Origin of the sequence: Pseudomonas sp. GM24 (genome assembly GCF_000282235.1) — a bacterium.
Lineage (GTDB): Bacteria > Pseudomonadota > Gammaproteobacteria > Pseudomonadales > Pseudomonadaceae > Aquipseudomonas.
In genome coordinates this window covers 1-15,203 of the sequence record NZ_AKJR01000185.1, presented here as the reverse complement: position 1 = coordinate 15,203, position 15,203 = coordinate 1, and the positions used below count along the sequence as shown (strand labels likewise).

General features: G+C 59.8%; 15 protein-coding genes. 11 read left to right on the top strand and 4 right to left on the bottom strand.

Translation table 11 applies throughout. The features are described 5' to 3' along the window. Nucleotides 1-316: 316 nt before the first annotated feature. From PMI23_RS20145 to PMI23_RS20125, 5 genes are all read left to right on the top strand, one after another. Nucleotides 317-1,141, top strand: coding sequence for an NAD-dependent epimerase/dehydratase family protein (locus PMI23_RS20145; RefSeq protein WP_007915110.1), 825 nt, complete (start codon nt 317-319; stop codon nt 1,139-1,141). 30 nt (nt 1,142-1,171) lie between these two features. Then, nucleotides 1,172-2,065 (top strand): SMP-30/gluconolactonase/LRE family protein, encoded by an 894-nt coding sequence (locus PMI23_RS20140; protein ID WP_007915108.1) that lies wholly within the window; start codon nt 1,172-1,174, stop codon nt 2,063-2,065. 64 nt (nt 2,066-2,129) lie between these two features. After that, the gene (locus PMI23_RS20135) at nt 2,130-3,101 is read left to right on the top strand and encodes a TRAP transporter substrate-binding protein (protein ID WP_007915104.1); all 972 of its coding nucleotides are present in this window, start codon (nt 2,130-2,132) and stop codon (nt 3,099-3,101) included. A gap of 76 nt (nt 3,102-3,177) precedes the next feature. Further along, entirely contained in the window at nt 3,178-3,705 is a 528-nt protein-coding gene (locus tag PMI23_RS20130; RefSeq protein WP_007915101.1) for a TRAP transporter small permease, read from the top strand. Beyond that, nucleotides 3,705-4,985: a TRAP transporter large permease gene (locus PMI23_RS20125; RefSeq protein ID WP_007915098.1), complete on the top strand. Its 1,281-nt coding sequence runs from the start codon at nt 3,705-3,707 to the stop codon at nt 4,983-4,985. The genes PMI23_RS20130 and PMI23_RS20125 overlap by 1 nt, the downstream gene beginning before the upstream one ends. Before the next feature lie 97 nt (nt 4,986-5,082). Here the strand turns inward: PMI23_RS20125 and PMI23_RS20120 are convergent, their stop codons facing one another. The 3 genes from PMI23_RS20120 to PMI23_RS20110 all read right to left on the bottom strand — a co-directional run bounded on the left by PMI23_RS20120 (nt 5,083) and on the right by PMI23_RS20110 (nt 7,558). Beyond that, nucleotides 5,083-5,883, bottom strand: a complete 801-nt coding sequence (locus PMI23_RS20120) for a sulfite exporter TauE/SafE family protein (protein ID WP_007915096.1) — start codon at nt 5,881-5,883, stop codon at nt 5,083-5,085. Nucleotides 5,884-5,892: 9 nt separating this feature from the next. Then, a complete protein-coding gene (locus PMI23_RS20115; RefSeq protein WP_007915094.1) occupies nt 5,893-7,137 on the bottom strand; it encodes an NAD(P)/FAD-dependent oxidoreductase in 1,245 nt (414 codons plus the stop codon). 79 nt (nt 7,138-7,216) lie between these two features. Continuing rightward, nucleotides 7,217-7,558, bottom strand: a complete 342-nt coding sequence (locus PMI23_RS20110; RefSeq protein ID WP_007915092.1) for an ArsR/SmtB family transcription factor — start codon at nt 7,556-7,558, stop codon at nt 7,217-7,219. 91 nt (nt 7,559-7,649) lie between these two features. Between PMI23_RS20110 and PMI23_RS20105 the strand changes: the two genes are divergently transcribed. Both PMI23_RS20105 and PMI23_RS20100 read left to right on the top strand, forming a co-directional pair. Further along, a complete protein-coding gene (locus PMI23_RS20105) occupies nt 7,650-8,513 on the top strand; it encodes an MBL fold metallo-hydrolase (RefSeq protein WP_007915091.1) in 864 nt (287 codons plus the stop codon). 125 nt (nt 8,514-8,638) lie between these two features. After that, the gene (locus PMI23_RS20100; RefSeq protein ID WP_007915089.1) at nt 8,639-9,493 is read left to right on the top strand and encodes a tyrosinase family protein; all 855 of its coding nucleotides are present in this window, start codon (nt 8,639-8,641) and stop codon (nt 9,491-9,493) included. Between the two features lie 2 nt (nt 9,494-9,495). Here the strand turns inward: PMI23_RS20100 and bkdR are convergent, their stop codons facing one another. Continuing rightward, a complete protein-coding gene (bkdR, locus tag PMI23_RS20095; RefSeq protein ID WP_007915088.1) occupies nt 9,496-9,984 on the bottom strand; it encodes a Bkd operon transcriptional regulator BkdR in 489 nt (162 codons plus the stop codon). Nucleotides 9,985-10,169: 185 nt separating this feature from the next. Between bkdR and PMI23_RS20090 the strand changes: the two genes are divergently transcribed. The 4 genes from PMI23_RS20090 to lpdA are packed head-to-tail and all read left to right on the top strand — an operon-like array spanning nt 10,170 to nt 15,118. Continuing rightward, nucleotides 10,170-11,405, top strand: coding sequence for a 3-methyl-2-oxobutanoate dehydrogenase (2-methylpropanoyl-transferring) subunit alpha (locus PMI23_RS20090; RefSeq protein ID WP_007915086.1), 1,236 nt, complete (start codon nt 10,170-10,172; stop codon nt 11,403-11,405). A 1-nt stretch (nt 11,406) separates the two neighbouring features. Continuing rightward, nucleotides 11,407-12,465: an alpha-ketoacid dehydrogenase subunit beta gene (locus PMI23_RS20085; protein WP_003224000.1), complete on the top strand. Its 1,059-nt coding sequence runs from the start codon at nt 11,407-11,409 to the stop codon at nt 12,463-12,465. Beyond that, the gene (locus PMI23_RS20080) at nt 12,466-13,737 is read left to right on the top strand and encodes a dihydrolipoamide acetyltransferase family protein (protein WP_007915075.1); all 1,272 of its coding nucleotides are present in this window, start codon (nt 12,466-12,468) and stop codon (nt 13,735-13,737) included. Nucleotides 13,738-13,744: 7 nt separating this feature from the next. Next, nucleotides 13,745-15,118: a dihydrolipoyl dehydrogenase gene (lpdA, locus tag PMI23_RS20075; RefSeq protein ID WP_007915074.1), complete on the top strand. Its 1,374-nt coding sequence runs from the start codon at nt 13,745-13,747 to the stop codon at nt 15,116-15,118. Nucleotides 15,119-15,203: the final 85 nt, after the last annotated feature.

Genomic DNA, 15,203 nt, shown 5'->3' with positions numbered 1-15,203 from the left:
AAGCCAGCTCCCACAGGATTTTGTGGTGAATGCGGTAATTGAAAACAACGCTGATACCTGTGGGAGCTGATTTGCCAGCGATGGCGGCGGCAGATTCAGCATTGATGTTGATTGATACACCGCTTTCGCGAGCGGGCTCGCTCCCACAAGGAGATTGCATTGCAACGCAGGAGTCGCGGTGATTGAAAAGTGAATGAGCCCCTTCCGTCATTTACACCAAAAGTCGCGTTGACAAGTTCCGGAAACCCTACCGATACTTCAGCGCAGTCATACGACAACCTACAACAAACCTAATAACAACGTGTAAGGGATTGCCATGACGTCTACCTCTACTCCCCGCGCCCCGTTCAACCGTCTGCTGCTGACCGGCGCCGCCGGTGGCCTGGGCAAAGTCCTGCGCGAACGGATGCGCCCTTATGCCAATGTCCTGCGCCTGTCGGACATCGCCGCCCTCACCCCGGCCATCGATGATCGTGAAGAAATCGTGGTCTGCGATCTGGCCGACAAACACGCCGTGCACCAACTGGTCGAAGGCGTCGATGCGATCCTGCATTTTGGCGGTGTCTCCGTCGAGCGGCCCTTCGAAGAAATCCTCGGCGCCAACATCTGCGGTGTGTTTCACATCTACGAAGCCGCGCGCCGGCATGGCGTCAAGCGGGTGATCTTCGCCAGTTCCAACCACGTCATCGGCTTCTACAAACAGGATGAACCACTCGACGCCAGTTCCGCGCGCCGCCCCGACGGCTACTACGGTTTGTCCAAGTCCTACGGCGAAGACATGGCCAGTTTCTATTTCGATCGCTACGGCATCGAGACCGTGAGCATCCGCATCGGCTCCTCGTTCCCCGAGCCGCAAAACCGTCGAATGATGCACACCTGGCTGAGCTTCGACGACCTCACGCAATTGCTCGAACGCGCGCTATACACGCCAAACGTCGGTCACACCGTGGTCTATGGCATGTCCGCCAACAAGGACGTCTGGTGGGACAACAAATTCGCCAGCCACCTCGGTTTTGCCGCGAAGGACAGCTCCGAGGTGTTCCGCGAAAAGGTCGAAGCGCAGCCAATGCCGGCCGCCGATGATCCGGCGCGGATCTATCAGGGCGGCGCGTTTGTCGCCGCAGGTCCGTTCGGCGACTGATCACTCTGACAACGACGCAAGGGAATGAGTATGCAAGCCGATTTGATCGTCGATGCGCGCAACGCCGTGGGCGAAAGCCCGGTCTGGGTAGCAGAGGAAAACTCACTGTACTGGGTGGATATTGCCAACGGCGGGCTGCAACGCTGGAGCGCCGAGACCGGCCATGTGCATGCCTGGAAAACCCCGCAGATGCTCGCCTGCATCGCCCGCCACAGCCGTGGCGGCTGGGTCGCCGGCATGGAAAGCGGCTTCTTCCACCTGCACCCGCACAGCGACGGCAGCCTCGACAGCGAGCTGCTCGCGAGTGTCGAGCACAACCGTGACGACATGCGCCTCAACGATGGTCGTTGCGACCGTCAGGGCCGCTTCTGGGCCGGCAGCATGGTGCTGAACATGGGCCTGAACGCGCCCGAAGGCCGGCTCTACCGCTACGGTGCCGGGCAGTCTGGCGTCATCGAAGCGCAACTCGACGGTTTCATCGTGCCCAACGGCCTCGGTTTCAGCCCTGACGGCAAGACCATGTACCTGTCAGATTCGCATCCCGACGTACAACTGATCTGGGCGTTCGATTACGACACCGAGACCGGCACACCGTCGAACCGCCGCGTCTTCGTCGACATGAACCACTTTCCCGGCCGTCCCGATGGAGCCGCCGTGGACGCCGAAGGTTTCTACTGGATCTGCGCCAACGATGCCGGCCTCATCCACCGCTTTGCCCCGGACGGTCGTCTTGATTTCTCGCTGGAAGTGCCGGTGAAAAAACCGACGATGTGTGCCTTCGGCGGCAGCCGCATGGACACCCTCTTCGTCACCTCGATTCGTCCCGGCGATGACCACGATCCGCAATCCCTGGCCGGCGGCGTTTTCGCCCTCAACCCCAACGTCAAAGGCCTGCCGGAGCCGCTGTTCAACGATTCCCTGTAATACCCGCTTGTACTGCACCGCTGCGCCTTGAACACAAAAATAACAAGACTGGAGACTCACCCCCATGAACTTCAAACGCACCTTGCTGGCCGCTGCACTCCCGCTGATGGTTACCTTCACTGGCGCCGCTCAGGCCCTGCAACTCAAATTCGCTGACATTCACCCCGCCGGTTATCCAACCGTGGTGGCCGAAGAAAACATGGGCAAGACGCTGACCAAGGAGACCAACGGCGAACTGACCTTCCAATACTTCCCCGGCGGTGTGCTGGGCTCCGAAAAAGAAGTCATCGAGCAGATGCAAGTCGGCGCCGTACAGCTGTCTCGCGTCAGCCTGGGTATCGTCGGCCCCGTGGTCCCGGACGTGAACGTGTTCAACATGCCGTTCATCTTCCGCGACCATCAACACATGCGTAACGTTATCGACGGCGCAGTGGGCGACGAGATCCTCGACAAGATCACCAACTCCGAATTCGGCCTGGTGGCCCTGGCCTGGATGGACGGCGGCACGCGCAACGTCTACACCAAGAAACCGGTGCGCAAGCTCGAAGACCTCAAGGGCATGAAAATCCGCGTGCAAGGCAACCCGATGTTCATCGACATGATGAACGCCATGGGCGGTAACGGCATCGCCATGGACACTGGCGAGATCTTCAGTGCCCTGCAGACCGGCGTGATCGACGGCGCGGAAAACAACCCGCCAACCCTGCTCGAACACAACCACTTCCAGAATGCGAAGTACTACAGCCTCACGGGCCACCTGATCCTGCCAGAGCCGATCGTGATGTCGAAAATCACCTGGGAAAAACTGACCCCGGATCAACAGGCGCTGGTCAAGACTGCCGCCAAGGCTGCCCAGGCCGAAGAGCGCGTGCTGTGGGACAAGAAGTCCGCTGCCAGTGAAGAAAAACTCAAGGCCGCCGGCGTCGAGTTCATCGAGGTCGACAAAAAACCCTTCTACGACGCCACCGCACCGGTGCGGGAAAAGTACGGCGCGAAGTATGCCGACCTGATCAAGAAAATCGAAGCCGTTCAGTAACGCCTCCCGCTCCGTCCTCATGAACAAGGCCCGGTGCGCCCGATGACTGCGGCGCACCCGGTTACGGTGGAACCCGATGAAGAATCTACTGCTGCGTATCAACGACAAGATCTACATGACGTGCATCTGGGTCGCCGGCCTTTCCGTCCTGGCGATTTCCCTGATGATTCCCTGGGGCGTGTTCGCCCGCTACGTGCTGGGCACCGGTTCGAGCTGGCCCGAGCCCACGGCGATCCTGTTGATGATGGTGTTTACCTTCATCGGTGCCGCCGCCAGTTACCGCGCCGGCGCGCACATGGCCGTGGCCATGCTCACCGATCGCATGCCTCCACAACTGAGATCTGCAGCGGCGATATTTTCACAGCTGCTCATGGCGGCGATCTGCATCTTCATGACGATCTGGGGCGCCAAGCTGTGCATGTCCACCTGGAACCAGTTCATGGCAGCCCTGCCCGATCTGCGCGTTGGCGTGACCTATCTGCCAATTCCTGTGGGCGGCTTGCTGACGCTGGTTTTCGTGCTGGAAAAACTCTTGCTCGGTGACCAGAGCAAACGGCGGGTCGTGCAGTTCGATCTGGTTGAAGAAAGTGAAGGTGCCGCTTAATGGACGCTCTGATTCTGCTGGGCAGTTTTATCGTATTGATCCTGATCGGCATGCCGGTCGCCTACGCGCTCGGCGCGGCCGCCCTGATCGGTGCATGGTGGATCGACATTCCGTTCCAGGCGGTAATGATCCAGGTCGCTTCGGGGGTGAACAAATTCTCGCTGCTGGCCATTCCGTTCTTCGTCCTGGCCGGGGCGATCATGGCCGAGGGCGGCATGTCGCGTCGATTGGTGGCGTGTGCCGGGGTGCTGGTGGGTTTTGTCCGCGGCGGTCTGTCACTGGTCAACATTGTCGCCTCGACCTTTTTCGGCGCGATCTCCGGTTCGTCGGTGGCCGACACCGCGTCGGTGGGTTCGGTGCTGATTCCGGAAATGGAACGCAAGGGCTATCCACGGGATTTCTCCACCGCCGTGACTGTCAGCGGTTCGGTGCAAGCGCTGCTGACCCCGCCCAGCCATAACTCGGTGCTTTACTCCCTGGCCGCCGGCGGCACGGTTTCGATTGCCTCGCTGTTCATGGCGGGCATCGTGCCGGGCTTGCTGATGAGTGCCTGCCTGATGGTGCTATGCCTGATTTTCGCGAGAAAACGCGATTATCCCAAAGGTGAAGTGATCCCGATGCGCCAGGCGTTGAAAATCGTCGGCGAAGCCCTCTGGGGCCTGATGGCGATGGTGATCATCCTCGGCGGCATCCTGTCCGGCATCTTCACCGCTACCGAATCGGCGGCCATCGCCGTGCTGTGGTCGTTCTTCGTCACCATGTTCATCTACCGCGACTACAAGTGGCGCGAACTGCCGAAACTGATGCACCGCACAGTGCGGACGATTTCGATCGTGATGATCCTGATCGGTTTCGCCGCGAGCTTCGGCTACATCATGACCCTGATGCAGATCCCGGCGAAGATCACCACGCTGTTCCTGACCCTGTCGGACAACCGCTACGTGATCCTGATGTGCATCAACGTCATGCTGCTGTTGCTCGGCACGGTGATGGACATGGCGCCGCTGATCCTGATCCTGACGCCAATCCTGATGCCGGTGATTCTCGGCATCGGCGTCGATCCGGTGCAGTTCGGCATGATCATGCTGGTGAACCTGGGGATCGGATTGATAACGCCGCCGGTGGGTGCCGTGCTGTTTGTCGGTTCGGCGGTGGGCAAGGTCAGTATCGAGAGCACCGTGAAAGCGCTGCTGCCGTTCTATGCCGTGCTGTTCCTGGTGTTGATGCTGGTGACTTACGTGCCGGCAATTTCGCTGTGGTTGCCGCACTTGGTGTTGTAACAACCTGAAAGATCGCAGCCTCGTTTCACTACGCAATCCCTGTAGGAGCTGCCGAAGGCTCGGGCCGCGATCGGACGATCTTTTGATCTTCCAATACTCACGCCCGCAACAACATATACCCCGCCACCACCAGACAGACACTGGCAAATCCCACCTGCAACGCCCGCGCCGGCACCCGTGCACAGAGCTTGCGCCCGATGATCATGCCGACAATGCTGGCGACGATGAACGCCGCGCCCTGCCCGTCAATCCGCACACCGGCGTGGAACGAGCCGATCACGCCAATCGCCGAAATCAGGCTGATCACCATCAACGATGTGGCGACAATCCCGCGCATTTGCACATCGGTTAGTTGCTTGAACGCCGGCACGATCAAAAAGCCGCCGCCGACACCGAGCAATCCGGACACCACGCCGGTAATTGCGCCCAGTGCCGCCAACGTAGCAGTGCATTTAGCGGTCCAGTCGAAGCGCCCGGTTTGTTCATTGAGCATGCAATTTTTCTGACCCCAGCTGGCGTGACCGTGATCGCTCGGCCCCTCCTGCTGACGCTCGCGGCGCAGCATGCGCCAGGCCACCATGACCATCAGCAGACTGAACAGGATCATCAGGATTTTCTCCGGCAACTGGTGCGCGAAGTAGATTCCCAACGGCGAGAACACCGCACCCAACGCCGCAATCAACAACGCCGCGCGATAGCGCACCAGGCCATGACGCAGGCCGTCGATGGCACCGACCGCCGCCGCACTGCCGACCGCAAACAGCGCCACCGGCGCCGCTTGCGTCATCGTCCAGCCAAGCCCGAGCACCAGTGCCGGCACCGCAAGAATCCCGCCGCCGGCCCCGGTCAAGCCAAGGACCAACCCCATCACCACGCCAAACAGACTTGCCAGCAACATAGGGTTTTCTCAGTCAACCTTGGACAGACCAGTCAGCCACTCGCGGCCTTTGAGCATGCCGTTCCAGTAGAACCACGGCAGCAAGGTTGCCTTGAGAAACCATGCCGAACGTCGCGCCACGGTCGGATCCAGTGGAAAAGTCGGTAGCAACTTGCCGGCATAACCGAACTCGGCGAGGATCACCTTGCCCTTCTCCACCGTCAGCGGGCAGGAACCATAGCCGTCGTACTTCAGCGGCAGCGGTTGTTGTTTGCGCAGGGTCCGCAGGTTTTCCGCGACCACAACGACTTGCTTGCGCACGGCAGCTGCGGTTTTCGCGTTACTGGTGCCGCAGATATCACCGAGTGCGAATACCTCGGGATAGCGCGGATGCTGAAGGCTGTGCGGGTTGACTTCGCACCAGCCGGCGGCGTCGGCCAACGCGCTTTGTGCGATGAAATCCGGCGAAACCTGCGGCGGCACGACGTGCAGCAGATCGAAGGTTTTCGCCTCGCGGATGACATTGCCATCGGCATCCTTGATCTCGAACCACGCGGTTTTCGCCGGGCCGTCGACCTTGACCAGATTCGAATTGAACGCCAACTGCGCGTTGTACTTTTCGATGTACTTCATCAACGGCGGAACAAACGTCGCCACACCGAACAGCGCGGCGCCGGCCAGGTTGAATTCGACATTGATATTGTTCAGCGCACCGTTTTTACGCCAGTGATCGCAGGACAGGTACAGCGCCTTTTGCGGCGCGCCGGCGCATTTGATCGGCATCGCCGGTTGGGTGAACAGCGCTTTGCCGCCGCGCAGTTTCTGCACCTGATCCCAGGTGTACTGCGCATGCTGATAGCTGTAATTGGAGGTGACGCCGTGCTGGCCGAGGCTTTCCTGCAAACCTTCGATTTTCTCCCAGGCCAGACGCAGGCCGGGGCAGACAATCAGGTTCTGATAGCTGACGGTACGTTGATCGTTGAGGGTGAGTTGGCGTTTGTCCGGGTCGATCGCGGTGACTGCCGCTTGCAGCCAGTTCGCTTGCTTTGGCATGACCTTGTTCATCGGCCGTGCGGTGTCTTTGACGTCGTAGGCACCACCGCCGACCAGCGTCCACGCCGGTTGATAGTAATGCTGGGCGCTGGGTTCGATCACGGTAACTTTCAGAGCCGGATCACGTTTGAGCAGACTGGCGACGAAACCGATACCGGCCGTACCGCCGCCGATGACCACGATGTCCGCACTGATGGATGGGCCCCAGTGTTGATCGTTCATTGCTTGTTCCTTTTGCTGCACGCAAGGATTTCTCAGCCTTCACACAAATCCATTGTAGGGGTTGTGTGTTGGCTGGCATTTATTGATGGCCGAGACTTTTCAGCACTGCCCCGCAATACAGTCCGGAGAGAGTTTTCATGACCTGAATGACTTCCGGACTGGCGAGGCCGTAGAAAATGTATTTGCCCTCACGACGGGTCGCGACCAGCCCTTCATCGCGCAGGATGCCCAGTTGCTGCGACAGCGTCGGCTGGCGCACACCGGTCATCTTTTCCAGTTCGCCGACATTGCGTTCGCCCTGGGTCAGTTGACAGAGGATCAGCAGGCGATCCTCATTGGCCATGGCCTTGAGCAAGGCGCAGGCCTTGGAGGCCGAAGCGCGCAGTTGGGCGACTTCACATTCGGTCAGACTGGATTGCATTTGCACGATGCCTTCAAGGTCACTTAAGCTGCGAACATTATGTTTTTAGATAAAGTGTTGCAACCCATTTTCCTCGTTCAGGTTGGTGTCCATGCCCGCGCAGATTGAAGCTTTCCTCGACCCCGCCTCCTCGACTTACAGCTATGTGGTCTATGAAGCCGACGGCGGGCAATGTGCAATCGTCGATCCGGTACTCGATTACGACGGCGCCGCCGGGCGCACCTGCACCGCCCAGGCCGACAAAATCATCGCCTTCGTTCGCGCCCACAACCTGCAAGTGCAGTGGCTGCTGGAAACCCACGCCCACGCCGATCACCTGTCCGCCGCGCCGTATCTGCGCCGAGAGCTGGGCGGGAAAATCGCCATTGGCGAATCGATCAGCAAAGTGCAGAACGTGTTCAAGGCGCTGTTCAATCTGGAGCCGGAGTTCTGCGTTGATGGCTCACAGTTCGATCACCTGTTTGCGCCGAACGAGTCATTCCGGATCGGCAATCTCAAAGCCACTGCCCTGCATGTGCCGGGGCATACACCGGCTGACATGGCCTATCTGATCGATGGCGAGCAGATTTTGGTAGGCGACACCCTGTTCATGCCGGATGTCGGCACCGCGCGTTGCGACTTTCCCGGCGGCAACGCCCATCAGCTGTTCAACTCGATTCACAAACTGCTGGCCTTCCCCGCCAGCGTGAAACTCTACGTTTGCCACGATTACCCGCCCGAGGGCCGCGACGCGCAGTGCCAGACCACTGTCGGCGAACAGCGCAAGAGCAATATTCATGTGCACGACGGCATCAATGAGGCAGCGTTCGTCGAGATGCGCACAAAACGTGACGCCGGGCTGGGCATGCCGACGCTGCTGCTGCCAGCGATTCAGGTCAATGTGAGAGCGGGGAATTTGCCACCGGCGGAGGAAAACGGTGTGGTTTACCTGAAGATTCCGCTCAATTCCCTATAGGAAAAAACCACCCGCCCCATTGCAGGATTATTTTTCCTACGAACACTGGCGACAGTGATGAACTGGTGAAAATCCTGTAAGCGAGCAGACTCCATTGGGCAAACATTCAATGGAGTTTTCGCAATATGGATATTCGTCGTAATCACCGTGACATGACCGCGCAACAGAAATCCGCATTCATCGATGCCATCCTGAGGCTGAAAAACAACGTCGACAGCGTCCTGCGCCCCGGACAGCAGAGCCGCTACGATGACTTTGTGCAGATCCACAAGAATTCGATGGGCCGGGGCAATCCGCTGGTACCCAATCCGCATCTGAGTCCGCTGTTCTATCCGTGGCATCGAGTTCTGATTCGCCAGTTCGAACTGGCCCTGCAGTCCGCCGCCAGTGACACGACCATCACCCTGCCCTACTGGAACTGGCAACTGACCGGAGCGGACAACCCCTTCACCTCGGACTTCATGGGGTCAAACGGTGACAACCTGCAAGATCAGCGTGTCACCAGCGGCGCGTTTTCCAGGGAGCACTCGCAATTCGATGTCAGGGTCTGGGACGAGGGCGTTGGCAACACCGGCATTCGTCGAAATCTGGGGGCAAGCGGCGCACTGCCCACCCCGCTGGATGTTATTTCGGCCCTGAACAGAACGCCTTACTGGATGAATGAAAGCGGCTGGGAAAACATTTCGGAAAGCCTTTTGCACAATCCGGTACATGCCTGGATTGGCGGCAGCATGGCACAAGCCTCCTCACCCAACGATCCGATATTCTTCCTGCACCACTGCTACCTCGACTTGCTGTGGGAGCGCTGGAAACATCAGCATGCTGGAACCCCAGGCTTTACCAATGAGGCTGGCTCGGCCACCAACGAAACCGTGCTGGTATTTCATCCGGCCAATGAACTGGCGCCCTGGGAGCAAACCTTTACCGTCCAACAAACCCTCTATACCGCGGAACTCGATTACCGATATGACTACATCTGACTTCAGTTACCTAGCGTCAGGCCGTTCGCTGGCAAGGGCAATGCAGTCTTGTAGCGCACCTGTTTGAGCGCAAAGCTCGATCGGATATTCGCCACACCGGGAACCTTGGTGAGGAAGTCCATCATGAAGCGTTCCAGCGACTGAATCGTCGGCACCAGGACCCGGATGAGGTAATCCGGGTCTCCGGCCATGAGGTAGCACTCCATCACTTCCGGGCGATCGGAGATCGCCTCTTCGAAATGCTGCAGCGCTTCCTCGACCTGCTTTTCCAGGCTGACGTGAATAAACACGTTCACATGCAGCCCCAGCAGATCAGCATCCAGCAGCGTGACCTGCTCGCGAATCAGCCCCAATTCTTCCATTGCCTTGACGCGATTGAAGCACGGCGTTGGCGACAGGTTTACCGAGCGTGCGAGGTCGGCGTTGGTGATGCGCGCATTCTCCTGAAGGCTGTTGAGAATGCCGATGTCGGTACGGTCCAGTTTGCGCATGAGACAAAACCACCTGTTTTTTATGTTTATGCAGAATTTCTATCTGCAAATCGCCTCCAGCGCAACGAAACAGAGATAAATATTCTTCTTGCCCGGGCCTATGATTGTTGTAGGACAAGATTTCTTCTACCGAAGAATGACTGCCAGCTCACTACAAGAAATTCACAAGATCGAGCGTAGAAGCCATGACCCAAGCGTATGAACCGCTGCGTCTGCACGTCCCTGAACCCTCGGGCCGTCCAGGCTGCAAAACCGATTTTTCCTACCTGCATCTGACCGATGCCGGTACGGTGCGCAAACCTTCCATCGACGTCGAACCTGCCGACACCGCCGACCTGGCGCGTGGGCTGATTCGCGTGCTCGACGATCAGGGCAACGCCCTCGGCCCATGGGCCGAAAACGTGCCGGTCGAGATTCTGCGTAAAGGCATGCGCGCCATGCTCAAGACGCGCATCTACGACAACCGCATGGTGGTCGCCCAGCGTCAGAAAAAAATGTCGTTCTACATGCAAAGCCTTGGCGAAGAAGCCATCGGCAGCGCTCAGGCCCTGGCCTTGAACATCGACGACATGTGTTTTCCGACCTACCGCCAGCAAAGCATCCTGATGGCCCGCGAAGTGCCTTTGGTCGACCTGATCTGCCAACTGCTGTCCAACGAGCGCGATCCGCTCAAAGGCCGCCAGTTGCCGATCATGTACTCGGTCAAGGAAGCCGGTTTCTTCACCATCTCCGGCAACCTCGCGACCCAGTTCATTCAGGCCGTCGGCTGGGGCATGGCCTCAGCGATCAAGGGCGACACGAAAATCGCCTCGGCATGGATCGGCGACGGCGCCACCGCCGAATCGGACTTCCATACCGCCCTCACCTTCGCTCACGTTTATCGTGCGCCGGTGATCCTCAACGTCGTGAATAACCAATGGGCGATTTCGACCTTCCAGGCCATCGCCGGTGGTGAAGCCACCACCTTCGCCGGACGCGGCGTCGGTTGCGGCATCGCTTCGCTGCGCGTGGATGGCAACGACTTCTACGCAGTTTATGCCGCCTCTGCCTGGGCCGCTGAACGCGCCCGCCGCAACCTCGGCCCGACCATGATCGAATGGGTCACCTACCGCGCTGGTCCGCACTCGACCTCCGACGATCCGTCGAAATACCGCCCGGCCGATGACTGGAGCCACTTCCCGCTCGGCGACCCGATCGCCCGCCTCAAGCAACACTTGATCAAGGTCGGTCACTGGTCTGACGAAGAGCACGCTGCCGTCAGCGCCGAGCTCGAAGCCGAAGTGATTGCCGCGCAGAAACAGGCCGAACAGTACGGCACCCTCGCCGGCGGCCAGATTCCAAGCGCCGCAACCATGTTCGAAGACGTCTACAAAGAGATGCCGGAGCACTTGAAGCGCCAGCGTCAGCAGTTGGGGATCTGACATGAACGATCACAACAACAATATTCAGTTGGAAACCGCCATGACCACGACCACCATGACCATGATCCAGGCCCTGCGCTCGGCCATGGATGTGATGCTTGAGCGTGACGACAATGTCGTGGTGTTCGGTCAGGACGTCGGCTACTTCGGCGGCGTGTTCCGCTGCACCGAAGGCCTGCAGACCAAGTACGGCACCTCGCGGGTGTTCGACGCACCGATCTCGGAAAGCGGTATCGTCGGCGTTGCCGTCGGCATGGGCGCCTACGGTCTGCGCCCGGTCGCCGAAATTCAGTTCGCCGACTACGTCTACCCCGCTTCCGACCAGATCATTTCCGAAGCGGCGCGCCTGCGCTATCGCTCGGCCGGCGAGTTCACCGCGCCGATGACCCTGCGCATGCCTTGCGGCGGCGGCATCTACGGCGGCCAGACCCACAGCCAGAGCATCGAGGCGATGTTCACCCAGGTGTGCGGCTTGCGCACGGTGATGCCGTCCAATCCGTATGACGCCAAAGGCCTGCTGATCGCCTCCATCGAAAACGATGACCCGGTGATCTTCCTTGAGCCGAAACGCCTGTACAACGGCCCGTTCGATGGCCACCACGACCGCCCGGTAACGCCGTGGTCGAAACACCCGCAAGCCCAGGTTCCGGACGGTTACTACACCGTACCGCTGGACGTCGCGGCGATTACCCGTCCGGGTAAGGACGTCACCGTGCTGACTTACGGCACCACCGTTTACGTGTCGCAAGTCGCTGCCGAAGAAAGCGGCGTGGATGCAGAAGTCATCGACCTGCGCAGCCTGTGGCCGCTGGACCTGGAAACCATCGTCAAGTCGGTAAAGAAAACCGGCCGCTGCGTGGTGGTACACGAAGCCACCCGCACCTGCGGTTTCGGCGCCGAGCTGGTGTCGCTGGTGCAAGAGCATTGCTTCCATCACCTGGAAGCGCCGATCGAACGCGTCACCGGTTGGGACACCCCCTACCCGCACGCGCAGGAGTGGGCGTATTTCCCAGGGCCGTCCCGAGTGGGCGCGGCGTTGAAACGGGTCATGGAGGTCTGAATGGGCACGCACGTTATCAAGATGCCGGACATCGGCGAAGGCATCGCAGAAGTAGAACTGTCGCAGTGGCACGTCAAGGTTGGCGATCTGGTAGTTGAAGATCAGGTGCTGGCGGATGTGATGACTGATAAGGCGATGGTCGATATTCCGTCGCCAGTGCACGGGAAAGTGATTGCGCTCGGCGGTCAGCCGGGTGAGGTGATGGCGGTTGGCAGTGTGCTGATCAGCATTGAGGTTGAAGGTGCCGGTAACTTGAAAGAGTCCGCCGCACCCGCGCCGGTCAAAGAAGCACCTGCGGCGCCGAAAGTTGAAGCCGTTGTTGAAAGTAAACCTGCTCCAGCCGCCCCGCGTCCGGCTGCTGTTTGCCAAGGCCCGATGGTTGCTCGCGAAGCGGACGAACGCCCGCTCGCTTCGCCAGCCGTGCGCAAACACGCGCTGGATCTGGGGATTCAATTGCGCCTGGTACGCGGCACTGGCCCGGCCGGTCGCGTGCTGCACGAAGACCTTGAAGCCTATCTGGCACAAGGTCAGTCCAACGTTTCAGCACCAGTCGCCGCCGCTTACGCCCAACGTAACGACGAAGAACAGATTCAAGTCATCGGCATGCGCCGCAAGATCGCCCAGCGCATGCAGGACGCTACCCAGCGTGCCGCACACTTCAGCTACGTCGAAGAAATCGACGTCACCGCGATTGAAGAACTGCGCGCGCATCTCAATGAAAAACACGGCGCCAGCCGTGGCAAGTTGACCTTGCTGCCGTTCCTCGTCCGCGCTCTGGTTGTGGCCCTGCGCGACTTCCCGCAGATGAACGCCCGTTATGATGACGAAGCCCAGGTCATCACTCGCCTCGGCGCGGTGCATGTCGGCGTCGCCACGCAAAGCGATGTCGGCCTGATGGTGCCCGTGGTGCGTCATGCCGAAGCGCGCAGCCTGTGGGACAGCGCTGCGGAAATCTCGCGTTTGGCCAACGCCGCACGCAATGGCAAGGCCAGCCGCGACGAGTTGTCTGGTTCGACCATCACCCTGACCAGCCTCGGTGCGCTGGGCGGCATCGTCAGCACGCCAGTGCTGAACCTGCCGGAAGTGGCGATCGTCGGCGTCAACAAAATCGTCGAACGGCCGATGGTCGTCAAAGGCCAGGTGGTGATCCGCAAGATGATGAACCTCTCCAGTTCCTTCGATCACCGCGTGGTCGACGGCATGGACGCGGCCCTCTTCATCCAGGCCATTCGTGGCTTGATCGAACAACCTGCCACTTTGTTTGTGGAGTAAGGCGCGCATGCAATCTCTGAACACTACGCTGCTGATCATCGGCGGCGGCCCTGGCGGTTATGTGACGGCGATCCGCGCCGGGCAACTGGGCATTCCAACGATTCTGGTCGAAGGCCGATCGCTGGGCGGCACCTGCCTGAACATCGGCTGCATCCCGTCGAAAGCGCTGATTCATGTGGCTGAGCAGTTTCACCAGACCCAGCACCACAGCCAGCATTCGGCGCTGGGCATCAGCGTTACCGCGCCGAGCCTCGACATCACTAAAAGCGTCGAGTGGAAGGACAGCATTGTTGATCGCCTGACCACCGGCGTCGCTGCCTTGCTGAAAAAGAACAAGGTTCAGGTCATCAATGGCTGGGCCAAAGTCATCGACGGTAAAACCGTGGATGTCGGCGACACGCGCATCCAGTGCGAGCACTTGGTGCTGGCCACCGGTTCGACCAGCGTCAATCTGCCGATCCTGCCGATTGGCGGGCCGATCATCTCCTCCACCGAAGCGCTGGCGCCGACATCCGTGCCGAAACGCCTCGTCGTAGTTGGCGGTGGTTACATCGGTCTGGAACTGGGCATTGCTTATCGCAAGCTTGGCGCCGAGGTCAGTGTGGTCGAGGCGCAGGATCGCATCCTGCCGGCATATGACGCTGAACTGACGCAACCGGTGCATGACGCACTGAAGCAACTGGGCGTGAAGCTGTACCTCAAGCACAGCGTGCTGGGTTTCGACGGCACCTTGCAGGTACGCGATCCCGAGGGCGAAACCCTCAATCTGGAAACCGATCAGGTGCTGGTCGCCGTCGGCCGCAAACCGAATACCCAGGGCTGGAACCTCGAAGCGCTGAATCTGGATATGAACGGTTCGGCGATCAAGATCGACAGCCGCTGCCAGACCAGTATGCGCAACGTTTACGCCATCGGCGATCTGAGCGGCGAGCCGATGCTGGCCCACCGCGCCATGGCCCAAGGCGAAATGGTTGCCGAGTTGATCAGCGGCAAGACCCGTGAATTCAACCCGACCGCCATCGCTGCCGTGTGCTTCACCGACCCGGAACTGGTGGTGGTCGGCAAGACGCCGGACGAGGCTAAAGCTGCGGGTCTGGACTGCATTGTTTCCAGCTTCCCGTTCGCCGCCAATGGTCGGGCGATGACGCTGGAGTCGAAAAGCGGCTTCGTGCGCGTGGTCGCTCGTCGGGATAATCATGTGATTGTTGGCTGGCAGGCTGTGGGCGTTGGCGTGTCGGAGTTGTCGACAGCGTTTGCGCAAAGCCTGGAAATGGGCGCGCGGCTGGAAGACATCGGCGGCACCATTCATGCGCATCCGACACTGGGTGAAGCGGTGCAGGAAGCGGCGTTGCGTGCTTTGGGGCATGCGTTGCACCTGTAGCTGCGTTGATCGTTCCCACGCTCTGCGTGGGAATGCAGCCGGGGACGCTCTGCGTCCCAAAAGTCGAACGCGGAGCGTCCGATGA

Excerpts from the sequence above, each read along its gene's own strand:
- PMI23_RS20115 (WP_007915094.1), bottom strand. The coding sequence starts at position 7,137 with ATGAACGATCAACACTGGGGCCCATCCATCAGTGCGGACATCGTGGTC.
- PMI23_RS20110 (WP_007915092.1), bottom strand. The coding sequence starts at position 7,558 with ATGCAATCCAGTCTGACCGAATGTGAAGTCGCCCAACTGCGCGCTTCG.
- PMI23_RS20145 (WP_007915110.1), top strand. The coding sequence starts at position 317 with ATGACGTCTACCTCTACTCCCCGCGCCCCGTTCAACCGTCTGCTGCTG.
- PMI23_RS20130 (WP_007915101.1), top strand. The coding sequence starts at position 3,178 with ATGAAGAATCTACTGCTGCGTATCAACGACAAGATCTACATGACGTGC.
- bkdR (WP_007915088.1), bottom strand. The coding sequence starts at position 9,984 with ATGCGCAAACTGGACCGTACCGACATCGGCATTCTCAACAGCCTTCAG.
- PMI23_RS20125 (WP_007915098.1), top strand. The coding sequence starts at position 3,705 with ATGGACGCTCTGATTCTGCTGGGCAGTTTTATCGTATTGATCCTGATC.
- PMI23_RS20135 (WP_007915104.1), top strand. The coding sequence starts at position 2,130 with ATGAACTTCAAACGCACCTTGCTGGCCGCTGCACTCCCGCTGATGGTT.
- PMI23_RS20100 (WP_007915089.1), top strand. The coding sequence starts at position 8,639 with ATGGATATTCGTCGTAATCACCGTGACATGACCGCGCAACAGAAATCC.
- PMI23_RS20120 (WP_007915096.1), bottom strand. The coding sequence starts at position 5,883 with ATGTTGCTGGCAAGTCTGTTTGGCGTGGTGATGGGGTTGGTCCTTGGC.
- lpdA (WP_007915074.1), top strand. The coding sequence starts at position 13,745 with ATGCAATCTCTGAACACTACGCTGCTGATCATCGGCGGCGGCCCTGGC.
- PMI23_RS20140 (WP_007915108.1), top strand. The coding sequence starts at position 1,172 with ATGCAAGCCGATTTGATCGTCGATGCGCGCAACGCCGTGGGCGAAAGC.
- PMI23_RS20105 (WP_007915091.1), top strand. The coding sequence starts at position 7,650 with ATGCCCGCGCAGATTGAAGCTTTCCTCGACCCCGCCTCCTCGACTTAC.
- PMI23_RS20090 (WP_007915086.1), top strand. The coding sequence starts at position 10,170 with ATGACCCAAGCGTATGAACCGCTGCGTCTGCACGTCCCTGAACCCTCG.
- PMI23_RS20085 (WP_003224000.1), top strand. The coding sequence starts at position 11,407 with ATGAACGATCACAACAACAATATTCAGTTGGAAACCGCCATGACCACG.
- PMI23_RS20080 (WP_007915075.1), top strand. The coding sequence starts at position 12,466 with ATGGGCACGCACGTTATCAAGATGCCGGACATCGGCGAAGGCATCGCA.